The organism is Azohydromonas australica DSM 1124 (assembly GCF_000430725.1).
Lineage (GTDB): Bacteria > Pseudomonadota > Gammaproteobacteria > Burkholderiales > Burkholderiaceae_C > Azohydromonas > Azohydromonas australica.
The window spans coordinates 197363-216798 of the sequence record NZ_KE387208.1 but is presented as its reverse complement, the minus strand read 5'-3'; the positions used below and the strand labels follow the sequence as shown (position 1 = coordinate 216798).

Annotated in this window: 18 protein-coding genes; 7 read left to right on the top strand and 11 right to left on the bottom strand. The window is 68.6% G+C overall.

Annotation, left to right across the window (positions count from 1 at the left end; translation table 11 throughout):
- Window positions 1–308: 308 nt before the first annotated feature.
- The 4 genes from H537_RS53540 to H537_RS0129980 form a co-directional block, all read right to left on the bottom strand.
- Complete coding sequence (locus tag H537_RS53540) at window positions 309–446, bottom strand: hypothetical protein (RefSeq protein WP_156902009.1); 138 nt, start codon at window positions 444–446, stop codon at window positions 309–311.
- Between the two features lie 38 nt (window positions 447–484).
- On the bottom strand, window positions 485–1564 hold the full coding sequence (locus tag H537_RS0129990) for a porin (RefSeq protein WP_051243615.1): 1080 nt from the start codon (window positions 1562–1564) through the stop codon (window positions 485–487).
- Window positions 1565–1616: 52 nt separating this feature from the next.
- The gene (modA, locus tag H537_RS0129985) at window positions 1617–2423 is read right to left on the bottom strand and encodes a molybdate ABC transporter substrate-binding protein (protein ID WP_043460610.1); all 807 of its coding nucleotides are present in this window, start codon (window positions 2421–2423) and stop codon (window positions 1617–1619) included.
- Window positions 2424–2491: 68 nt separating this feature from the next.
- Window positions 2492–3472, bottom strand: coding sequence for a Bug family tripartite tricarboxylate transporter substrate binding protein (locus H537_RS0129980; RefSeq protein ID WP_029000822.1), 981 nt, complete (start codon window positions 3470–3472; stop codon window positions 2492–2494).
- 90 nt (window positions 3473–3562) lie between these two features.
- Here H537_RS0129980 and H537_RS0129975 point away from each other — a divergent pair, with 90 nt between their 5' ends.
- Complete coding sequence (locus tag H537_RS0129975) at window positions 3563–4480, top strand: LysR family transcriptional regulator (RefSeq protein WP_029000821.1); 918 nt, start codon at window positions 3563–3565, stop codon at window positions 4478–4480.
- A 14-nt stretch (window positions 4481–4494) separates the two neighbouring features.
- Here the strand turns inward: H537_RS0129975 and H537_RS0129970 are convergent, their stop codons facing one another.
- From H537_RS0129970 to H537_RS0129945, 6 genes are all read right to left on the bottom strand, one after another.
- Window positions 4495–5079: a chromate transporter gene (locus H537_RS0129970; RefSeq protein WP_029000820.1), complete on the bottom strand. Its 585-nt coding sequence runs from the start codon at window positions 5077–5079 to the stop codon at window positions 4495–4497.
- Complete coding sequence (locus H537_RS0129965; RefSeq protein WP_029000819.1) at window positions 5076–5657, bottom strand: chromate transporter; 582 nt, start codon at window positions 5655–5657, stop codon at window positions 5076–5078. The genes H537_RS0129970 and H537_RS0129965 overlap by 4 nt, the downstream gene beginning before the upstream one ends.
- Window positions 5654–6634, bottom strand: a complete 981-nt coding sequence (locus H537_RS0129960) for a Bug family tripartite tricarboxylate transporter substrate binding protein (protein WP_029000818.1) — start codon at window positions 6632–6634, stop codon at window positions 5654–5656. The genes H537_RS0129965 and H537_RS0129960 overlap by 4 nt, the downstream gene beginning before the upstream one ends.
- 168 nt (window positions 6635–6802) lie before the next feature.
- Window positions 6803–7969: a tricarballylate utilization 4Fe-4S protein TcuB gene (gene tcuB / locus H537_RS0129955; protein WP_029000817.1), complete on the bottom strand. Its 1167-nt coding sequence runs from the start codon at window positions 7967–7969 to the stop codon at window positions 6803–6805.
- The gene (tcuA, locus tag H537_RS0129950) at window positions 7956–9374 is read right to left on the bottom strand and encodes an FAD-dependent tricarballylate dehydrogenase TcuA (protein ID WP_029000816.1); all 1419 of its coding nucleotides are present in this window, start codon (window positions 9372–9374) and stop codon (window positions 7956–7958) included. The genes tcuB and tcuA overlap by 14 nt, the downstream gene beginning before the upstream one ends.
- Window positions 9375–9477: 103 nt before the next feature.
- Window positions 9478–10371 carry a LysR family transcriptional regulator gene (locus tag H537_RS0129945; RefSeq protein WP_029000815.1) on the bottom strand — a complete coding sequence of 298 codons (894 nt, stop codon included), beginning with the start codon at window positions 10369–10371 and terminating at the stop codon, window positions 9478–9480.
- 85 nt (window positions 10372–10456) lie between these two features.
- On the opposite strand from H537_RS0129945, the gene H537_RS0129940 reads away from it, so the two are divergent.
- Complete coding sequence (locus H537_RS0129940; protein WP_029000814.1) at window positions 10457–11182, top strand: nitroreductase; 726 nt, start codon at window positions 10457–10459, stop codon at window positions 11180–11182.
- Between the two features lie 57 nt (window positions 11183–11239).
- On the opposite strand, the gene H537_RS0129935 is transcribed toward H537_RS0129940, so the two are convergent.
- Entirely contained in the window at window positions 11240–11932 is a 693-nt protein-coding gene (locus tag H537_RS0129935) for a GntR family transcriptional regulator (RefSeq protein ID WP_084151035.1), read from the bottom strand.
- 91 nt (window positions 11933–12023) lie between these two features.
- On the opposite strand from H537_RS0129935, the gene scpA reads away from it, so the two are divergent.
- From scpA to H537_RS0129910, 5 genes are all read left to right on the top strand, one after another.
- Complete coding sequence (gene scpA / locus H537_RS0129930) at window positions 12024–14177, top strand: methylmalonyl-CoA mutase (protein ID WP_029000812.1); 2154 nt, start codon at window positions 12024–12026, stop codon at window positions 14175–14177.
- Between the two features lie 70 nt (window positions 14178–14247).
- Entirely contained in the window at window positions 14248–15258 is a 1011-nt protein-coding gene (meaB, locus tag H537_RS0129925; protein ID WP_029000811.1) for a methylmalonyl Co-A mutase-associated GTPase MeaB, read from the top strand.
- Between the two features lie 44 nt (window positions 15259–15302).
- Window positions 15303–16835 carry an acyl-CoA carboxylase subunit beta gene (locus tag H537_RS0129920; protein ID WP_029000810.1) on the top strand — a complete coding sequence of 511 codons (1533 nt, stop codon included), beginning with the start codon at window positions 15303–15305 and terminating at the stop codon, window positions 16833–16835.
- Between the two features lie 24 nt (window positions 16836–16859).
- Window positions 16860–18887 carry an acetyl-CoA carboxylase biotin carboxylase subunit gene (locus tag H537_RS0129915; RefSeq protein WP_029000809.1) on the top strand — a complete coding sequence of 676 codons (2028 nt, stop codon included), beginning with the start codon at window positions 16860–16862 and terminating at the stop codon, window positions 18885–18887.
- Window positions 18887–19348, top strand: coding sequence for a VOC family protein (locus H537_RS0129910; protein ID WP_029000808.1), 462 nt, complete (start codon window positions 18887–18889; stop codon window positions 19346–19348). Before H537_RS0129915 ends, H537_RS0129910 begins: the two co-directional genes overlap by 1 nt.
- Window positions 19349–19436 lie beyond the last annotated feature (88 nt).

Sequence of the window (19436 nt, the reverse complement as noted above, 5' to 3'; positions counted from 1 at the left end):
ACCAGGGGGTGAAGCTGAATTCGCTTCGCCGATTTCCGAGAACACGAAACTTGCTATACGGTCGCTGCCGGCGGACGCCAGTGAAATGACGGGACAAAACCGGCCCGGCCGCCTGTCGTCGCAACAGGCAGAATTTCTTGGCTTGGTCCGCTTGGACGCCCTGGACAGTGCAATAACGCACAGTATTCGGCGCAGCGCTGTCAGTCTGCTGTCAGCTTGCCTAGGGAAACCCCTAAACCATCTTTGAGCTCACCGGAATACCCGGCGCAGACGAAAACCGGATTGGAGCACTGCCAATCCTTGAAATCTCAGTCTTCAGCCTTGGCGCTGTAAATCACCAAGCGCTGCGCCGGCAGCCGGGTACGCCGGCCACCGGAATAATCAGGCAATTCAAAATTCAGGACGGAACGCCAGGCGGCGCTGTCGATTCTCGGACCGGCGAGCATGGCGTGAGCCCGTTATTTATTCGCCGGTCCGGCACCACTCAGAAATTGTGGCGCATGCCCATTTCAATACCGCGAGACGAGCCGCCCGCCGCAAGGCCGCCGGGGCCGCCGGGCACCACGTAGGCCACGTTGCGGTTGTCGATGTACGACAGGGTGCCGTACAGCGCCGTGCGCTTGGACAGGTTGTGCACGTAGCCCAGCCCGTACTGGTCCGCGCGATTGCCTTCCAGCGACGCGGCGCCGACCCGGCCGGAGAACTTCGCCCGCAGCCACGAAGCCTTGACCTCGCCGTTGCCCACCGGCACCCAGGCGCCCACGATCAGGTTGTCCTGCGTGGCATCGGCCTGGTCGAAGCGGCGCAGCGCCAGCGACACGCGCACCGGGCCGAAGTCGTAGAGGCCGGCCACCACGCGGTCGTCGAAGCGGCCGGTGGCGGTGGTGAGGTTGTTCTCCGTGCGCGTGAAGGCGGCGGAAACCACCAGCGGCCCGGCGGCATAGCCCAGCCGCGCGCCAAGCACCTTGTGCTGGCCGTTGGCCGCCGTGCCGCCTTCGCCGGCAGCCACCATCACGCCGCCTTCCAGTCCGCCCCAGCCGCTGGGCATCAGCCACTGCACCGAGTTGCTGGAGCGCGTGGTGGTGTTCGGCGCCGTGCCGAAGGCCGAGCGGATCGGCCCCACCGGCGTGGCCGAGACGAAGTTGTTGGAGCCGGCCACGCCGACGTGGCTGAAGGGGTCGTAGCGGACCCAGTTGACGTAGCTGGGCACGTAGTCCCGGCCGAGGCGCAGCTCGCCCCAGCGCTTGCTCGCCAGGCTCAGCGTGGCGCGCCGGTCCCAGAAGTTGGTGCTGGAGGTGCTGGCCCCGGTGTCCAGCGCGACGCCGCTCTCCAAGTGGAAGCCGGCAGACAGGTCCCCGCCCAGGTTCTCGGTGCCGCGCAGGATGAAGCGGCTGGTCGCATTCGAGCCGCTGACCAGCGAGCTCAAGCCGCCCAGGCCCTCGTTGCGGACGTGACGGACGGCGGAATCGGCGACGCCGCCGAGCGTGACGCCCTGCGCCAAGGCAGCGGCGGCGGGGATCGCCGCCAGCGCGATGCCCAGCATCGCCTTCATGGGCTGGTTCATGGCTTGTCTCCTCGATGTTTTCTTGTCGGCGGCACCCCGTGGTGCCGCTGGCTCACTTCGCCTCGGCCTTCGCGGCCTTGGCCACCGGCTCCAGGCCCGAGGCGCGCACGATGGGTGCGGCCGCCGGCGAGGCCAGGAACTTCACGAGCTGCGCCGCCAGTTCCGGCTCCTTGCTGCCCATGGCCAGGCCGGCCGAGAAGAACACCTTCTGCTGCAGCTCCTCGGGCAGCGGGCCGACGAACTCGATGTCCTTGAACGGCAGCAGCTCGCTGACTTGCTGGAAGCCGAGGTCGGCATCACCGCGCGTGAGCACCGTGCCCACGCGCTCGCTCATGATCTTTCGCGACTTGTCCTTGATCTGGTCCCACACGCCCAGCTTCGGGAACAGCTCGTTGCTCAGGTAGGTGCCGCTGGCGCTGGCCGAGTAGGCGATGGACTTGGCGTCCAGCACCGTCTTCTTCACGGCTTCGACCGTCGAGATGTCGGGCTTGGGCAGGCCCTTGCGCACCGACACGCCGATGAGCGAGCGGCCGAGGTCCACCCGCGTGTTGGGCACCACCTTGCCCTGCTTCACCAGCGACTCCAGCGCCGAGTCGGCCAGGATCACGATGTCGAACTGCTCGCCACGGGCCAGGCGGCTGGGAATGGAGTCGTTGGCCGTACCCATCGAGGCACCGTAGGACGTGACGACCTTGTGCCCGGTGGCGGCCTCGAACAGCGGCACCAGCTCGTTGTAGGCGGCCGTGAAGCCGCCGGAGCTGACGACGCGGATCTCGCCAGCCATGGCGGAAGCCACGGCGCCCAGGGCCAGGCCGGCGACCAGGAAGGCGCGGCGGGTCGAGTTGAAGAAGTTGCTCATGGAACTTGTCTCCGTAGGGATCTGGTGTTGTGTGGAGGCCGGTGGCCTCCTTCCGACTTCGAATCGAATCAGTCTTCCTGCATGTGCGCTGCCTTGGCGACAGGCGCCAGGCGCGCCTTTTCGGAGGCCAGGAACTTCTTGAAGTCCTCGCGGCTGCCGCCCATGGGGTCGATCGCCATGGGAATCAGCTTGGCGCGCAGCTCCGGCGACTTCAGCGCCACGTTCACGGCCGCGTTCACCTTGTCCAGGATCGCCTCGGGCGTGCCCTTGGGCGCGAACACGCCCGACCAGTGGCCGATGACGATGTCCTTGAAGCCCTGCTCCTCCGCGGTGGGCAGGTCCGGCAGCGCGGCGATGCGGCGGTTCCAGGTCGAGGCGATGGGCTTGAGCTTGTTGCCCTTGATCTGCGGCATCACCACGGGGCTGGCTTCGGAGGTGACGTCCACCTGCTTGCCGACCACGGCGGCCATGCCTTCGGAGCCGCTCTTGTAGGGCACGATCTGCATCTTCGCGCCGGCCTTGAGGTTGAGCATCTCGGCCACGAAGTGCGGCGTGCTGCCCGTGCCCGCGGTGGAGAAGTTCAGGCCGGGGCCGCTCTTGGACGCGGCGATCAAGCCCTTGAGGTCCTTGATGGGCGAGTCCGCCGGCACCACGATCACCGAGGGGCTGACGGCCATCATCACGACGGGCACCAGGTCCTCTTCCTTGTACGGCATGCGCGACTTGATCATCGCGTTGGTGATCACGCCGGCCGCCGGCGCCAGGAAGGTGTAGCCGTCCGGGGCCGACTTGGCCACGAGGTCGGCGCCCAGCATCGAGCCGGCACCCGGCTTGTTCTCGATGATGATGGGCTGGCCCAGCTGCTTGGCCGCGTGCTCGGCCACGGCGCGGGCGACGAGGTCGTTGGCACCGCCGGGGCCGAAGGGCACCACGAACTTGATGGGCTTCACGGGCCAGGCCGGGGCCTGGGCCTGCGCGGCCTGGCCAACGAGGGCACAGCCGGCGAAGGCGAGCAGCGCAGTGCGGCGAGTCAGGGAATTCAGAGCCATGAGATGTCTCCTGTGAACTTGGGATTCGATGGAGTCATCGTAGAAATCGCCCATTGATTTGTGAATTGCATTGTTTTTAAGATTTCATGCATGACACGCATCAATTTCGCGTTTGAGGAGTTGCAGGCCTTCGTGGCCGTGGCGGACCGCAGCAGCTTCCGCATGGCGGCCGAGCACCTGTGCATCTCGCAGCCGGCGCTGAGCCGCCGCATCGACAAGCTGGAGTCGGCCCTGGGCCTGCGCTTGCTGGAGCGCACCACGCGGCAGGTGGACCTCACGCCGGGCGGGCGGCAGTTCCTGGAGCGGGCGCGCCAGACGCTGGAGGACCTGGAAGACGCGGTGACGCGCCTGTCGGACGACGCGCAGGCGCGGCGCGGGCAGGTGACCGTGGCTTGCGTGCCCTCGGTCGCGCAGCACGTGCTGCCGGGCATCGCCAAGGCCTTCGCGCAGCAGCAGCCGCACGTGCGGCTGCGTGTCATCGACGACAGCGCGCACCGCGTGCTGGCCAGCGTCGTGTCGGGAGAAGCCGATTTCGGACTCAACTTCACCGGCGCGCAGGACCCGGACGTGGACTTCGAGATGCTGGGCCAGGACGACTACGCGCTGGTGCTGCCCCACGGGCACCCACTGGCCGGGCGTGCCAGCGTGGCGTGGGCGGACCTCGCGGACCAGAAGATGGTGGCCGTGTCGCGCCAGAGCGCCAACCGGCTGCTGGTGGACCACGCGCTGGCCGCCCTGTCCCGGCGCCCGCTGTGGTTCTACGAGACCGAGCACGTGGCCGGCGCGCTGGGGCTGGTGGCGGCCGGGCTGGGCCTGGCCGCGCTGCCGCGGCTGTCGGTGCCGCCCAGGCATGAGCTGTTGCGCGCCATACCGCTGGTCGATCCGGTGGTGAGCCGCGTGGTCGGGCTCATCACGCGCCGCGGACGCACGCTCTCGCACACCGCCTGCCAGCTGTGCCAGCTGGTGCGTCAGAGTTTCACGGAACAGCAGGCAGCAGCCGGTGGGTAACGGCCCGCGCCGCACTACACCAGTCCCAGCCCGCCCAGCAGCGCCCCGCCGGCCAGCAGCCACAGCAGGTGCATGCGCGTGCGCCACACCAGCAGCATCACCACGGCCGTCAGCAGCCAGAGCCGGCCGTCGCGCGTCCAGTCGCCCGAGGCCCGGGCGAGCAGCCAGGCGGTGGACAGCAGCACGCCGACCACGATGGGCGCCATGCCCTGGCGAAAGGCGCGTACGGACAGGCGCTCGCGGTTGCGGTGGCCCCAGCGCGTGGCCAGCAGCGTCAGCATCGAGCTGGGCGCCAGGATGCCCACCGTGCACACCGCCATGCCCAGCGTCGCCAGCGTGAGGCTCCAGCCCGTGCCGGCGCCCGGGCCGGCGGCGTTGAGCCCCAGGTTCCAGCCCAGCAGCGCCACGAAGAGCATGTTGGGCCCCGGCGCGGCCTGCGCCAGGGTGATGGAGGCGTTGAACTGCGCCTCGCTCAGCCAGCCCTGCCCGTTCACCAGGTAGCGGTGCAGGTCCGGCGCCAGTGTCACCGCGCCGCCCACCGCCAGCAGCGACAGCGAGAGTTGGTAGAGCAGCAGGTGCAGCCAGTCGAGCAGGCTCATGAGCTCGCTCCACGGCGCAGCCGCCACCCGGTCAGCACGCAGGCCGCGCCGCCCAGTCCGAACACGACGACCGCCAGGGGCAGGTGCAGCAGCACCAGGCCGCCGAACGCGCCGAGGGCCACGGCCACCACCAGCGCCAGCCCCAGCGGATGCTGGCGCAATTGCGCCAGCAGTTTCAGGCTGGTGCCGGCGATCAGCCCCGCCGCCACCGCGCCCATGCCGCGCAGTGCACCGGCCGCGGCGGCATGGCCGGCGAGCTGGCCGTAGACGGTGGCAGCCGTCAGCAGCAGCACCAGCGGTAGCGCCAGCAGCCCGGCCAGCGCCGCGGCGGCGCCGCGCCAGCCGAAGTGGCGGTCACCGAACATCAGCGCCAGGTTGCACACGTTCGGGCCGGGCATCACCTGCGCCACGGCCCAGTCCTCCACGAACTCCTCGTTGCTGAGCCAGCCGCGCTTTTCGACCAGCTCCCGCTGTACCACGGCCAGCACGCCACCGAAGCCCTGCAGCGACAGCCAGGAGAAGGCCCAGAACAGCTCCAGGACCGTGCGCGGGCTGGAGGCGGCGCGCTGGTGGGTCATTGGATGGTGATCTTGCGCTCGCGGATCACGCGGCCCCAGGTGGCGGACTCGCGCGCGATCTCCTGGGCCAGCTCTTCACGCGTGCCGGGTTGCGGCGTCAACCCATGGTTATCCAGCTCCTTCACCACCTCCGGCGTCTTGAGCACCTTCACCAGCTCGGTGTTCCAGCGGTCCAGGACCGGCTTGGGCACCTTGGACGAGGCCACGAAGGCATACCAGTTGGTGGCGCTGTAGCCGGGGTAGCCGGACTCGGCGATGGTCGGCACCTTGGGCAGCGCCGGCAGGCGCTTCGGACCGGTGCTGGCCAGCGGGATCAGCTTGCCGGACTCGATGTGCGGCAGTGCCGTGGACAGCGTGGAGTAATACGAAGCCACGCGCCCGCCGAGCAGGTCCTGCAGCGCCGGCGCACCGCCCTTGTAGGGAATGTGCGTCGTCTCGATCTTGGCCATGTCGTCCAGCAGCTCGCCGGCCAGGTGCGAGGCCGAGCCCGGCCCGGTGGAGGCGTAGTCCAGCTTGCCCGGGTTCTTCTTGGCGTAGGCCACGAAGTCGGCGAAGGTCTTTATGCCCGTGCCGGCGTGCACCACCAGCACGTTGGGGAAGTTCACGCCCATGGTGATGGGCGCGAGGTCCTTGACCGGGTCGTAGCTCACCTTCATCAGGTGCGGCGCGATGGTCAGCGGGCCGACCGAGCCGAACAGGATCACGCTGCCGTCGCCGGGGCCCTGGGCCGCGTACTGGTGCGCGATGTTGCCGCCCGCGCCGGGCCTGTTGTCGATGACCACCGGCACGCCCAGGTTCTCGCCCAGCTTCTTGCCGATGATGCGGGCCGCCGTGTCGGCCGCCCCGCCGGCGGCGAAGCCCACCACGATGGTGACGTTCTTCTTGGGCGGGAGTTCCTGCGCCTGCGCCCAGCCCGGCATCAGAAGGGCGGCAGCGGCGCAAAGGCCGGTGACGCGCAGCAGGTCGTGCTTGTTCATGGTGAGTCTCCTGTGCAGTGAGTTGCTTGTTCGATGGGGTACGGAGGCGATGCTAGGAAGCTGCCATTGATCTGTGAATTGCATTGTTCTGATCAATAAATGCATGAATCACATCAATGAGACGCTCCAGGTATTGGGAAAGCCTGGAGCGCCGCCGGCACCCTGCCTTCAGTCGGCGCCGAGGCCGATCGGGTTCGGCTGCCGCTTCTCGACCGCGTGGCGCAGCAGCGAGGCGCTGCGGTAGACGGCGTGGGCGAACTTGCCGTAGGGCAGCGTGACGAAAAGCGCCATCACCGCGCCCAGGTGCAGGCACAGCAGCAGCGCCAGCGCGGGGGTGCCGCGGCCCAGCCACAGGCCCAGGCCGCTGGCGCTGGTGAGGAACAGCAGCGCGATGAAGCCGAGGTCCATCGGCTTCTGCGCCACGTCGCCCTGCTGCGGATGGCGGCGCTGGCGCAGGCTCCACAGCCCGGCCGTGCCGATGCACAGGCTCACCCCGCCGACCACGCCCAGCAGCTTGGGCAGCGAGGGCAGGTCGTAAGGCGCCGCCCAGCCGAAGAAGTAGTGGTAGACCGTCGCCACGCTGGTGGCGGCGAAGCACAGCATGAAGCCGTAGAAGGTGAAGTGGTGGAAGCGGCGGCGCGACAGCGTGTAGGCGTCGTCCTCGTTGTTGCAGCCCTGCCCGTGCCCGCCGTCCAGGTATTTCAGGCGCAGCACGTCGTGCGTGGCCTCGGCGATGGCCGGCGCGCTGGCCGGCTGGCCGCTGGTGGCGGGCTTCACGTCGCGCCAGAAGCGCCACGCGCCCATGCCCAGCGCCAGCACCACGAAGCTGAACACCGGCCCGAACAAGCTCACCAGCAGGTTGTGCTGGAACAGCTCGTGGAAGCTGCCGCCGGCATTCCACAGCGTGCCGCGCAGCGACAGCATCAGCGCCAGGAACAGCGAGAAGGCCAGCACCAGCGCCACCGAGAGCGTCAGCCCGTTGCGCTTGTAGAGCGCGCCCAGCACGGGCGGCCAGGCGTAGTCGGCGTAGGTCTGGCCGCGCACCTTGGCCATGGCCTGCGGCACGTTGATGGCGAACTCGTGCGGCGGCGCGTACTGGCAGGCATGCAGGCAGGCGCCGCAGTTGTGGCAGAGGTTGGCCAGGAAGTGGATGTCAGCCTTGCCGAACTCCAGCCGCCGCGTCATGGCGGGGAACACGGCACAAAAGCCCTCGCAATAGCGGCAGGCGTTGCACACGGTCATCTGCCGCGCCACCTCGGACTCGGCAGCGGTGATGACGATCTCACCCTCGGCCAACGCCCGGGCGTCGCGGGTCAGGGCCTCAAGCGACTGCATGTTCTTTCACTCCTTGCTGCAGGGCGGCGCGCGCCGCGTTGGTGCCGGCGATGCGGCCGAAGGCCGTGCCGATGGACATGCCCACGCCGGCCGTGTAGCCCTTGCCCAGGACGTTGCCGGCCATCATTTCCCCTGCGACGAACAGGTTGGCGCTGGGCGTGCCGCCGAAGCGCACGGCGGCCGTGTCGTCGGTGCGCAGGCCCAGGTACGTGAAGGTCACGCCCGGGCGCACGGCGTAGGCATAGAAGGGGGCGGTGTCGATGGGCCGGGCCCAGTGGGTCTTGGCAGGTGCCACGCCCTCGGTGCGGCAGTCGTCCAGCTTCGTGTGGTCGAAGCTGCCGGGGCGGCACGCGGCGTTGTAGTCCTGCAGCGTGCGTACGAAGGCGCCCACGTCCAGGCCGAGCTTGCCCGCCAGCTCGGGCAGGCTGGCAGCCGTGACGCCGGGGAACACCGGCGGCATGAAGCGGCCGATGGCCTTGGCGTCGATGATCGAGTAGGCAATCTGCTCCGGCTGCTGCGCCACCAGGCGGCCCCAGATGGCGTAGCGCTTGGGCCAGAAGTCCTCGCCCTCGTCATAGAAGCGCTCGCCGTGGCGGTTGACCACCACGCCCAGCGACACGCAGTCGATGCGGGTGCAGATGCCGCCGTCGTACAGCGGCGCGCGGGCGTCGATGGCCACCATGTGCGCCTGCGTCGGGTCGCCGATGCGGTCCGCGCCGTGGTCGTCCAGCAGGTGCTTCAGCAGCACGCCCTGGTTGAAGCGCGTGCCTCGAATCAGGAAGTTGTCGGCCGGCCACTCGCCGCGCTCGTTGCGGCCCCAGGCCTCGCGCAGCCACTCGCGGTTCGACTCGAAGCCGCCGGCCGCGAGCACGCAGGCCCTGGCGGTGATGCGCTCGCCCTTGACCCACGCGGCGACGAAGCGGCGCTCGTCGTCCAGCTCGATGCGCTCCACCGGCGCCTCGTAGCGCACGCGCACGCCCAGTGCTTCGGCGCTGCGGTAGTAGGCATTGACCAGCGCCTTGCCGCCGCCCATGAAGAAGGCGTTGGTGCGCGCCACGTGCAGCGCGCCGGACAGCGGCGGCTGGAAGTGCACGCCGTGCTTGCGCATCCAGTCGCGGCAGGTGCTGGAGGCGCGAATGGTCAGCCGCGCCAGATGCTCGTCGGTCAGCCCGCCCGTGACCTTGAGCAGGTCCTGCCAGAACTCCTCCTCGGGATAGGCATCGACCAGCACGTCCTGCGGCGCGTCGTGCATGCAGCGCAGGTTGCGCGTGTGCTGCGAATTGCCGCCGCGCCACTCGCGCGGCGAAGCCTCCAGCAGCAGCACGCTCGCCCCCGCCTCGGCCGCCATCAGGGCCGCACACAGCGCCGCGTTGCCGCCGCCGATCACCAGCACATCGGTACTCATGGGAACCCGCCTCCAGAACTCAACGGGGCGGATTGTCCCGAGGCGGGATTGTGCTGGGAAATGAAAAACAGGTCGCAACTATTGCGACTTGGGAATCAATGGCTCACAAGTCCAGCGGCATCCTGCGCAGCAGCTCATGGAAGGCCTCGGCCGCCGGCGAGAGGCTGCCGCGCGAGCGGCGCAGCAGCACCACCTTGCGCCTGACCGTGGGCTGCGTGATGGTGATCTTGCGCAGGCCCGGACGGTCGCCCTCCTTGAAGGTGGACGAGGGCAGGATGGCGCTGCCCACGCCGGCGGCCACGAGGTTCAGCGCCGTGGCGTGGTGCTGCACCTCGTAGTTGCCCTGCAGCCGGATGCCGCGCTTGGCGAGCTGGTAGTCCATGAACACGCGCGTGGCCACGAAGCTGCTGACGCCGATCAGGTCGACGTCGCGCATGTCGGCCCAGGTGAGGGTCTTGCGGTCCTGCAGCGGGTGCGGCTCGCGGCAGATGAAGGCCAGCGGGTCGGAGAACAGCGCCGTCTCGGCCAAGTCCGCGTGCGCTTCCTCGTGCACGGCGATGCCCAGCTCGGCCTGCCCGCCGAGCACCGCCTCGCGCACCTCGCTCGACGCGCCGTCCAGCAGCCGGATGCGGTTGTCCGGGTGCGACTCGGCATAGCGGCGGATCACCCCGGGCAACACGTGCGACGTCATGGACGGGATGCAGGCCAGCGTGAAGTTGCCCTTGGCCCGCTGCGAGATGTCTTTGAGCCGCTCCACCGCCGCGGTCATCTCCTGCACGATGCCGCGCGCCTGGGGCAGGAACTCGCGGCCCACGGCGGTGAGCTCGACGCGGCGCGTGGTGCGGTCCAGCAGCCGCATGCCGAGGTAGGCCTCCAGCTTCTGCAGGCGCCGGGTCAGTGCCGTCTGGGTGATGTGCAGCTCGTGCGCGGCCTTGTTGAAACCGCCCAGCTCGGCGATGACGACGAAAGCCTGCACGCCGTCGAAATCGATCTTCACGGGGTCGAGTCAGGAGTGGTTGAGCCGGCAGCGTAGCGCGCCGGCCGGCCAGGCCCGGGCCGGCGCCGTCTTAGGATGCGCTCCCATGAAGCGACTCACACCTTCCCCCGCCATCGAGAGCAAGCTGTTGAGCGACGCGGTGGACTGGGCCATCGTCTCCCGCCGCTCCATCCGCGCCTTCCTGCCCACGCCGGTGCCGCGCGAGGAGATCGAGGCGATCCTGGAAGTGGCGCGGCACGCCGCCTCCGGCACCAACACGCAGCCGTGGCAGGTGCACGTGCTGACCGGCGCTGCCAAGGAGCGCGTCAGCGCGGCGGTGCTGCAGGCCTACGACGATCCGGCGCAGCACGCGGAGCTTGAGGAGCCGTACGCCTACTACCCGCGCGAGTGGGTCTCGCCCTACGTCGACCGGCGCCGCAAGGTCGGCTGGGACCTGTACGGCCTGCTGGGCATCGCCAAGGGCGACAAGGCCCGCATGCACGAGCAGCACGGGCGCAACTACCGCTTCTTCGATGCGCCGGTCGGCCTCATGTTCACGGTGGACCGGGTGATGGAGCAAGGCAGCTTCATCGACTACGGCATGTTCCTGCAGAGCGTCATGGTCGCGGCGCGGGGCCGCGGCCTGGACACCTGCCCGCAGGCAGCCTTCACCCTCTTCCACCGTGTCATCGCCCGCGAGCTGGGCATTCCCGATGACCAGCTGCTGGTCTGCGGCATGAGCCTGGGCTACGCCGACGCGGATCGGGTCGAGAACACGCTGGTCACGGAGCGCGAGCCGGTGGGAGGCTTCACGCGGTTTCACGAGGAGTGAGCGCGGGCCGGCTCACGGCCGACCCCTGCGACTTCTTTCAGGGCACACCGCCCAGCCTCACGCCCCCGACGCCGCTGCCAGCCCGTTCTCGAAGTGCGCCCGCATGAGCGCCTGCGACTGCTCCGCGTCGCGCGCCAGCAGCGCCTGCACCAGCGCACGGTGCTCGGCCAGCGACTCGGCCACGCGGCCCTGGCGGAACAGCGAGTGGTGGCGGTTGAGCTTCATGACCTTGCGCAGGTCGTTCACGATCTGGCTGCGCCAGCGGTTGCCCGCCACCTGCAGCAGCCGGTGATGAAACTCCTCGTTGATCGAGAAGAAGGCGTCGCGCTGCTGCGCCTGCGCCTCCAGCTGCTCGTGCAGCTTGTTCAGCTCGGCCAGTTCGGCGTCGCTCGCCTTGCGCGCCACCTCGGCCGCGGCGTCGCTCTCCAGCACGCCCAGCAGGTGATAGACCTGTGACACGTCCTGCGTCGACATCTCGGTGACGTAGGCGCCGCGGCGCAGCTTCATCGTCACCAGGCCCTCGACCGCCAGCACCTTCAGCGCCTCCCGCAGCGGCGTGCGGCTGATGCCCAGCGCGGCCGTGAGCTTCTGCTCGTCGATCCAGCTGCCGGGTTCGAGCTCGCGGTTGAAGATCTGCTGCCGCAGGTGCTCGGCCACCTCCTGGTACAGCGGACGCTGCGCCAGCGGCGCGGCCACGGACTTGGCCACCGAGGCGGCAGTGAAGGCAGGGCTGGAAGCGGTCTGGGGCATTTTCAGGGCGTCGGGTTGAATTTTGAATTATGCATCTTGTATGATGGATGACAAGTTCGAAACGCCGCCTGAGCGCGAGGAGTCCCTACCCATGTCGTCCGCCCCCGAGTTCAACCGTGCCACGCTGCAGCAATGGGCCCAGGCCGCTACCAAGTCGGCCCCTGGCGGCGACCTGAATGCGCTGACGTGGACCACGCCCGAGGGCATTGCGGTCAAGCCGCTGTACACGGGTGCGGACGTCGAAGGGCTGCCTTTCACCGACACGCTGCCGGGCTTCGAGCCGTTCATCCGCGGCCCGCAGGCGACGATGTACGCGGTTCGGCCGTGGACCATCCGCCAGTACGCCGGCTTCTCCACCGCCGAGGAGTCCAACGCGTTCTACCGCAAGGCGCTGGCCGCGGGCGGCCAGGGCGTGTCGGTGGCCTTCGACCTGGCCACGCACCGTGGTTACGACAGCGACCATCCGCGCGTCACCGGTGACGTGGGCAAGGCCGGCGTGGCCATCGACTCCGTCGAGGACATGAAGATCCTGTTCGACGGCATCCCGCTGGACAAGGTCAGCGTCTCCATGACCATGAACGGCGCCGTGCTGCCGGTGCTCGCGGGCTACGTCGTCGCGGCCGAAGAGCAAGGCGTGTCGCAGGACAAGCTGTCCGGGACCATCCAGAACGACATCCTCAAGGAGTTCATGGTCCGCAACACCTACATCTACCCGCCCGAGCCGAGCATGCGGATCATCGGGGACATCATCGAGTACACGGCGAAGAACATGCCGAAGTTCAACTCGATCTCGATCTCCGGCTACCACATGCAGGAAGCCGGCGCCAACCAGGCGCTGGAGCTGGCCTTCACGCTCGCGGACGGCAAGGAGTACGTGAAGACCGCGCTGGCCAAGGGCCTGGACGTGGACGAGTTCGCCGGCCGGCTCAGTTTCTTCTGGGCCATCGGCATGAACTTCTACCTGGAGATCGCCAAGATGCGCGCCGCGCGTCTGCTGTGGTGCCGGATCATGAAGGGCTTCGACGCCAAGAAGCCCAAGAGCCTGATGCTGCGCACGCACTGCCAGACCTCCGGCTGGAGCCTGACGGAGCAGGACCCCTACAACAACGTGGTGCGCACCACCATCGAGGCCATGGCCGCGGTGTTCGGCGGCACGCAGAGCCTGCACACCAACTCGCTCGACGAGGCCATCGCGCTGCCCACCGAGTTCTCGTCCCGCATCGCTCGCAACACGCAGCTCATCATCCAGGAAGAGACCCACATCACCAGCGTGGTGGACCCGTGGGCCGGCTCCTACATGATGGAGAAGCTGACGCAGGAGATGGCGGACAAGGCCTGGGCCATCATCGAGGAGGTCGAGGCCATGGGCGGCATGACCAAGGCGGTGGACTCGGGCTGGGCCAAGCTCAAGATCGAGGCCAGCGCCGCGGAGAAGCAGGCGCGCATCGACTCGGGCAAGGACGTGATCGTCGGCGTCAACAAGTACAAGCTCGCCAAGGAAGACCCGGTCGAGATCCTGGAGGTGGACAACGTCAAGGTGCGTGACGCCCAGATCGCGCGCCTGCAGCAGATCAAGGCCACGCGAGATGGCCAGAAGGTCCAGGCCGCGCTGGAGGCGCTGACCGCCGCCGCGCGCGAAAGCAGCGGCAACCTGCTGGGCCTGGCCATCGATGCCATCCGTGCCCGCGCCACCGTGGGCGAAGTCAGCGACGCGCTGGAAGTGGTGTTCGGCCGCCACCGCGCCGACATCCAGAAGGTGACCGGTGTGTACGCAGCCGCTTACGACAGCGCCGAGGGCTGGGACAAGCTGCGCGGCGAGATCGAGGCCTTCGCGCAGGAAGCCGGCCGCCGGCCGCGCGTGATGATCGCCAAGCTGGGCCAGGACGGCCACGACCGCGGCGCCAAGGTGGTGGCCACGGCCTTCGCCGACCTGGGCTTCGACGTGGACATGGGCCCGCTGTTCCAGACCCCCGAGGAGTGCGCGCGCCAGGCCATCGAGAACGACGTGCACGCCGTGGGCATCTCCACGCTGGCCGCCGGCCACAAGACGCTGGTGCCGGCGATCATCGCCGAGCTCCGTCGCCAAGGCGCGGACGACATCATCGTCTTCGTCGGCGGCGTGATCCCGCAGCAGGACTACGGCTTCCTGTTCGATGCCGGCGTCAAGGGCGTGTACGGCCCGGGCACCCCGATCCCGGCCAGCGCCAAGGACGTGCTGGAGCAGATCAGGGCCGCGCAGCGCTGAGCCTGAGCCAAGGCAAGGAGGCGGCGCACGGCGCCGCGCAGACTTCCCTTTCAGCAGTAGCCATCACCTCATGAGCCTGTCCAACCAGGCACTGGCCGATGCCGTGCTGGGCCCGCCCGGCCCCGCGCAGCGCCGTGCCATCGCCAAGACCATCACGCTGCTCGAATCGACGCGCGCCGACCACCGCGCGCGCGCCGACGAGCTGCTCAACGCCCTGCTGCCGCACAGCGGCAAGTCGCTGCGCCTGGGCATCTCGGGCGTGCCGGGCGTGGGCAAGAGCACCTTCATCGAGGCGCTGGGCCTGTTCCTGATCAACCAGGGCCACCGCGTGGCGGTGCTGGCCGTGGACCCCTCCTCCAGCGTCTCCGGCGGCTCCATCCTGGGCGACAAGACCCGCATGGAGCAGCTCTCGGCCGACGAGCGCGCCTACATCCGCCCCTCCCCTTCGAGCGGCACGCTCGGCGGCGTGGCGGAGAAGACGCGCGAGGCGCTGCTGGTGTGCGAGGCCGCGGGCTACGACGTCGTCATCATCGAGACCGTGGGCGTGGGGCAGAGCGAGACCGCGGTGGCGAACATGACCGACATGTTCGTGCTGCTGCAGCTGCCCAACGCCGGCGACGACCTGCAGGCCATCAAGAAGGGCGTGATGGAGCTGGCAGACCTGGTGGTCATCAACAAGGCCGACATCGACGTCCACGCCGCCACGCGGGCGCGGGCGCAGATCACCAGCGCGCTGCGCCTGTTCGGCCAGCACGGCGACCCCCACCACGCCGCGCACGACCAGGCCCTGTGGCAGCCGCAGGTGCTGCAGCTCTCGGCGCTCAAGGCCCAGGGCCTGCCCGAGTTCTGGGCCGCCGTGAGCCGCTACCGCGAGCTGCAGGGTGCCAACGGCCGCTTCGCCGCGCGCCGGCACAACCAGGACCAGGCGTGGATGTGGGAACGCATCGACGCCGGGCTCAAGCAACGCTTCCGTCAGCACCCGGCCGTGCAGGCCGCGCTGCCGGTGCTCTCGCAACAGGTGCGCACCGGCGAGGTCGCGGCCTCGGTGGCCGCTCGCCGGCTGCTGGAACTGTTCAACTGAATCAACCGGCCGCCGTCCGGCCGAAGTACGAGGAGAGGTACCCCATGCACGACATCCAGCAGATGCTCGAAGACAAGCGCGCCAAGGCGCGCCTGGGCGGCGGGCAGCGCCGCATCGACGCCCAGCACTCCAAGGGCAAGCTCACCGCGCGCGAGCGCCTGGAGATGCTGCTCGACGAAGGCACCTTCGAAGAGTGGGACATGTTCGTCGAGCACCGCTGCACCGACTTCGGCATGGCGGACAACAAGGTGCCCGGCGACGGCGTCGTCACCGGCTACGGCATGATCAACGGCCGCCTGGTGTTCGTGTTCAGCCAGGACTTCACCGTCTTCGGCGGCGCCCTGTCCGAGGCCCACGCCGAGAAGATCTGCAAGGTCATGGACCAGGCCATGAAGGTCGGCGCCCCGGTGATCGGCCTCAACGACTCGGGCGGCGCACGCATCCAGGAAGGCGTGGCCTCGCTGGGCGGCTATGCCGACGTGTTCCAGCGCAACGTGATGGCCTCAGGTGTGATCCCGCAGATCAGCCTGATCATGGGCCCCTGCGCCGGCGGCGCCGTGTACTCGCCGGCCATGACCGACTTCATCTTCATGGTGAAGGACAGCTCCTACATGTTCGTCACCGGCCCCGAGGTGGTGAAGACCGTGACGCACGAGGAAGTGACCGCCGAGGAGCTCGGCGGCGCCTCGGCCCACACCACCAAGAGCGGCGTGTGCGACCTGGCGTTCGAGAACGACGTCGAAGCCATCCTGATGCTGCGGCGCTTCTTCAACTACCTGCCGCTGAACAACAAGGAAAAGCCCCCGGTGCGCCCCTCGGGCGACTCCGCCACGCGGCTGGACTACTCGCTCGACACCCTGGTGCCGGACAACCCCAACAAGCCCTACGACATCAAGGAGCTGATCACCAAGGTCGTGGACGACGGCGACTTCTTCGAGCTGCAGCCCGACTACGCCGCCAACATCGTGGTGGGCTTCGCGCGCATGGACGGCCAGAGCGTGGGCATCGTCGCCAACAACCCGCAGGTGCTCGCCGGCTGCCTGGACATCAAGAGCTCCATCAAGGCCGCGCGCTTCGTGCGCTTCTGCGATGCCTTCAACATTCCCGTGGTCACCTTCGTGGACGTGCCCGGCTTCATGCCCGGCACCGCCCAGGAGTACGGCGGCATCATCAAGCACGGCGCCAAGCTGCTCTACGCGTACGCCGAGTGCACGGTGCCCAAGATCACCGTCATCACCCGCAAGGCCTACGGCGGCGCCTATGACGTGATGAGCTCCAAGCACCTGCGCGGCGACGTCAACTTCGCCTGGCCCAACGCCGAGATCGCGGTGATGGGCGCCAAGGGCGCGGTGGAGATCATCTTCCGCGAGGACAAGAGCGACCCGGCCAAGCTCGCGGCCAGGGAGGCCGAGTACAAGGCCCGCTTCGCCAACCCCTTCGTGGCGGGCGCGCGCGGCTTCATCGACGACGTGATCCAGCCGCACGAGACGCGCAAGCGCATCTGCCGCTCGCTGGTAATGCTCAAGGACAAGCAGCTCGACAATCCGTGGCGCAAGCACGGCAACATCCCGCTGTGATCAGGAATTGAGGAGATAAGAGTCATGTTCAAGAAGATCCTGATCGCGAACCGCGGCGAGATCGCCTGCCGCGTCATCAAGGCGGCCAAGAAGATGGGCATCGCCACGGTGGCGGTGTACTCCGAGGCCGACAAGGACGCGCTGCACGTGCAGCTGGCCGACGAAGGCGTGCTGCTGGGCCCGGCGCCCTCGCGCGAGTCCTACCTCGTGGCCGACAAGATCATCGCCGCGTGCAAGCAGACCGGCGCCGAGGCCGTGCACCCGGGCTACGGCTTCCTGTCGGAGAACGAGGACTTCGCGCGCCGCGTCGAGGAGGAAGGCATCGCCTTCATCGGCCCGAAGCACTATTCCATCGCCGCGATGGGCGACAAGATCGCCTCCAAGAAGCTGGCCAAGGAAGCCCAGGTCAACACCATCCCGGGCTGGAACGACGCCATCGAGGCGCCCGAGCAGGCCGTGGCGATTGCCAAAGACATCGGCTACCCGGTGATGATCAAGGCCAGCGCCGGCGGCGGCGGCAAGGGCCTGCGCGTGGCCTTCAACGACAAGGAAGCCTTCGAGGGCTTCACGTCGTGCCGCAACGAGGCCCGCAACAGCTTCGGCGACGACCGCGTCTTCATCGAGAAGTTCGTCGAGGAGCCGCGCCACATCGAGATCCAGGTGCTGGGCGACGCGCACGGCAACGTGGTGTACCTCAACGAGCGCGAGTGCTCGATCCAGCGCCGCCACCAGAAGGTGATCGAGGAAGCGCCCTCGCCCTTCATCAGCGACGAGACCCGCCGCGCCATGGGCGAGCAGGCCGTGGCCCTGGCCAAGGCCGTGAAGTACCAGAGCGCGGGCACGGTGGAGTTCGTGGTCGGCAAGGACCAGAGCTTCTACTTCCTGGAGATGAACACCCGGCTGCAGGTGGAGCACCCGGTGACCGAGTGCATCACCGGGCTGGACCTGGTGGAGCAGATGATCCGCATGGCCGCCGGCGAGAAGCTGGGCTTCACGCAGGCCGACGTCAAGCGTGACGGCTGGGCCATCGAGTGCCGCATCAACGCGGAAGACCCGTTCCGCAACTTCCTGCCCTCCACCGGCCGCCTGGTGCGCTTCCAGCCCCCGGCGCAGAACCTGGTGGCCTCGCAGCCCGGCGTCGAAGGCGGCGGCGTGCGCGTGGACACCGGCGTGGAGGAAGGCGGCGAGATCCCAATGTTCTACGACTCGATGATCGCCAAGCTCATCGTGCACGGGACCGACCGCATGGACGCCATCCGCAAGATGCGCGAGGCCCTCAACGGCTTCGTCATCCGCGGCTGCTCCAGCAACATCCCGTTCCAGTCGGCGCTGCTGGCGCACCCGAAGTTCGTCGCGGGCGACTTCAACACCGGCTTCATCGCCGAGCACTACCCGAAGGGCTTCAACGCCTCGGACGTGCCGCACGAGGACCCGGACTTCCTGGTGGCGCTGGCCGCCGCGGCCAACCGCCGCTTCCTGGAGCGCTCGGCCGGCATCAGCGGCCAGCTCAAGGGCCACAACGTGGGCATCGGCGAGGAGTTCGTCGTCATCGTCAAGGGCGAGCAGGGCAAGCACCAGCATCGCAACGTGACGGTGAAGGCCAACGGCGTGCTGGCCGTGACGGTCGGCGGCAAGCGCTACGAGCTGGCCAAGGACTGGGCCATCGGCAGCATCCGCGCCGCGGGCACCTGCAACGGCCAGGACTTCACCGCGCAGATCGAGCGCAAGGGCGTGTGGCTGCGCGTGGCGCACAACGGCCTGGTGATCGAGGCCCTGGTGATGTCGCCCGCCAACGCCGAGCTGGCCAAGCTCATGCCCTACAAGGCGCCGCCCGACACGTCGAAATTCCTGCTGTCGCCCATGCCGGGCCTGCTGGCGGACCTGCTGGTGCAGCCCGGCCAGACGGTGCAGGCCGGTGAGCGCCTGGCCATCATCGAGGCCATGAAGATGGAGAACATCCTCGTGGCGGCGCAGGACGGCGTGGTGGAAGCCGTGCTGGCCGGCAAGGGCGAGAGCCTGGCCGTGGACCAGCCCATCCTGAGGTTCAAGTGATGAGCAAGCCTTTCAGGATCCTGGGCATCCAGCAGATCGCCATCGGCGGCCCCGACAAGGGCAAGCTGAAATCGCTGTGGGTGGACGTGCTGGGCCTGCAGGTCAAGAGCACCTTCGTCTCCGAGCGCGAGAACGTGGACGAGGACATCTGCGCCTTGGGGCAAGGCCCCACCGCCGTTGAGGTGGACCTGATGCAGCCGCTGGACCCGGCAAAGAAGCCGGCCGTGCACGCCACGCCGCTGAACCACGTGGGCCTGTGGGTGGACGACCTGCCCAAGGCCGTGGAGTGGATGACGGCCAACGGCGTGCGCTTCGCCCCGGGCGGCATCCGCAAAGGCGCCGCGGGTTACGACATCTGCTTCATCCACCCCAAGGGCAACGAGGAGTTCCCGGTGGGCGGCGAAGGCGTGCTGATCGAGCTGGTCCAGGCCCCGCCTGAAGTGGTGCAGGCCTTGGGTTGAGGACAATCCAGGCTGCGGCGGACGGGTCCCCACGGCCCGTCCACCCTGGGGTGCCGAAGGGCGGACCCGCCAAGGCACCGGCGCCCGC

Excerpts from the sequence above, each read along its gene's own strand:
- H537_RS0129920 (WP_029000810.1), top strand. The coding sequence starts at position 15,303 with ATGCACGACATCCAGCAGATGCTCGAAGACAAGCGCGCCAAGGCGCGC.
- H537_RS0129990 (WP_051243615.1), bottom strand. The coding sequence starts at position 1,564 with ATGAACCAGCCCATGAAGGCGATGCTGGGCATCGCGCTGGCGGCGATC.
- H537_RS53540 (WP_156902009.1), bottom strand. The coding sequence starts at position 446 with ATGCTCGCCGGTCCGAGAATCGACAGCGCCGCCTGGCGTTCCGTCCTG.
- H537_RS0129960 (WP_029000818.1), bottom strand. The coding sequence starts at position 6,634 with ATGAACAAGCACGACCTGCTGCGCGTCACCGGCCTTTGCGCCGCTGCC.
- scpA (WP_029000812.1), top strand. The coding sequence starts at position 12,024 with ATGTCGTCCGCCCCCGAGTTCAACCGTGCCACGCTGCAGCAATGGGCC.
- H537_RS0129935 (WP_084151035.1), bottom strand. The coding sequence starts at position 11,932 with ATGCCCCAGACCGCTTCCAGCCCTGCCTTCACTGCCGCCTCGGTGGCC.
- H537_RS0129965 (WP_029000819.1), bottom strand. The coding sequence starts at position 5,657 with ATGACCCACCAGCGCGCCGCCTCCAGCCCGCGCACGGTCCTGGAGCTG.
- H537_RS0129910 (WP_029000808.1), top strand. The coding sequence starts at position 18,887 with ATGAGCAAGCCTTTCAGGATCCTGGGCATCCAGCAGATCGCCATCGGC.
- meaB (WP_029000811.1), top strand. The coding sequence starts at position 14,248 with ATGAGCCTGTCCAACCAGGCACTGGCCGATGCCGTGCTGGGCCCGCCC.
- modA (WP_043460610.1), bottom strand. The coding sequence starts at position 2,423 with ATGAGCAACTTCTTCAACTCGACCCGCCGCGCCTTCCTGGTCGCCGGC.
- H537_RS0129915 (WP_029000809.1), top strand. The coding sequence starts at position 16,860 with ATGTTCAAGAAGATCCTGATCGCGAACCGCGGCGAGATCGCCTGCCGC.
- H537_RS0129980 (WP_029000822.1), bottom strand. The coding sequence starts at position 3,472 with ATGGCTCTGAATTCCCTGACTCGCCGCACTGCGCTGCTCGCCTTCGCC.
- H537_RS0129970 (WP_029000820.1), bottom strand. The coding sequence starts at position 5,079 with ATGAGCCTGCTCGACTGGCTGCACCTGCTGCTCTACCAACTCTCGCTG.
- tcuA (WP_029000816.1), bottom strand. The coding sequence starts at position 9,374 with ATGAGTACCGATGTGCTGGTGATCGGCGGCGGCAACGCGGCGCTGTGT.
- H537_RS0129940 (WP_029000814.1), top strand. The coding sequence starts at position 10,457 with ATGAAGCGACTCACACCTTCCCCCGCCATCGAGAGCAAGCTGTTGAGC.
- H537_RS0129975 (WP_029000821.1), top strand. The coding sequence starts at position 3,563 with ATGACACGCATCAATTTCGCGTTTGAGGAGTTGCAGGCCTTCGTGGCC.
- tcuB (WP_029000817.1), bottom strand. The coding sequence starts at position 7,969 with ATGCAGTCGCTTGAGGCCCTGACCCGCGACGCCCGGGCGTTGGCCGAG.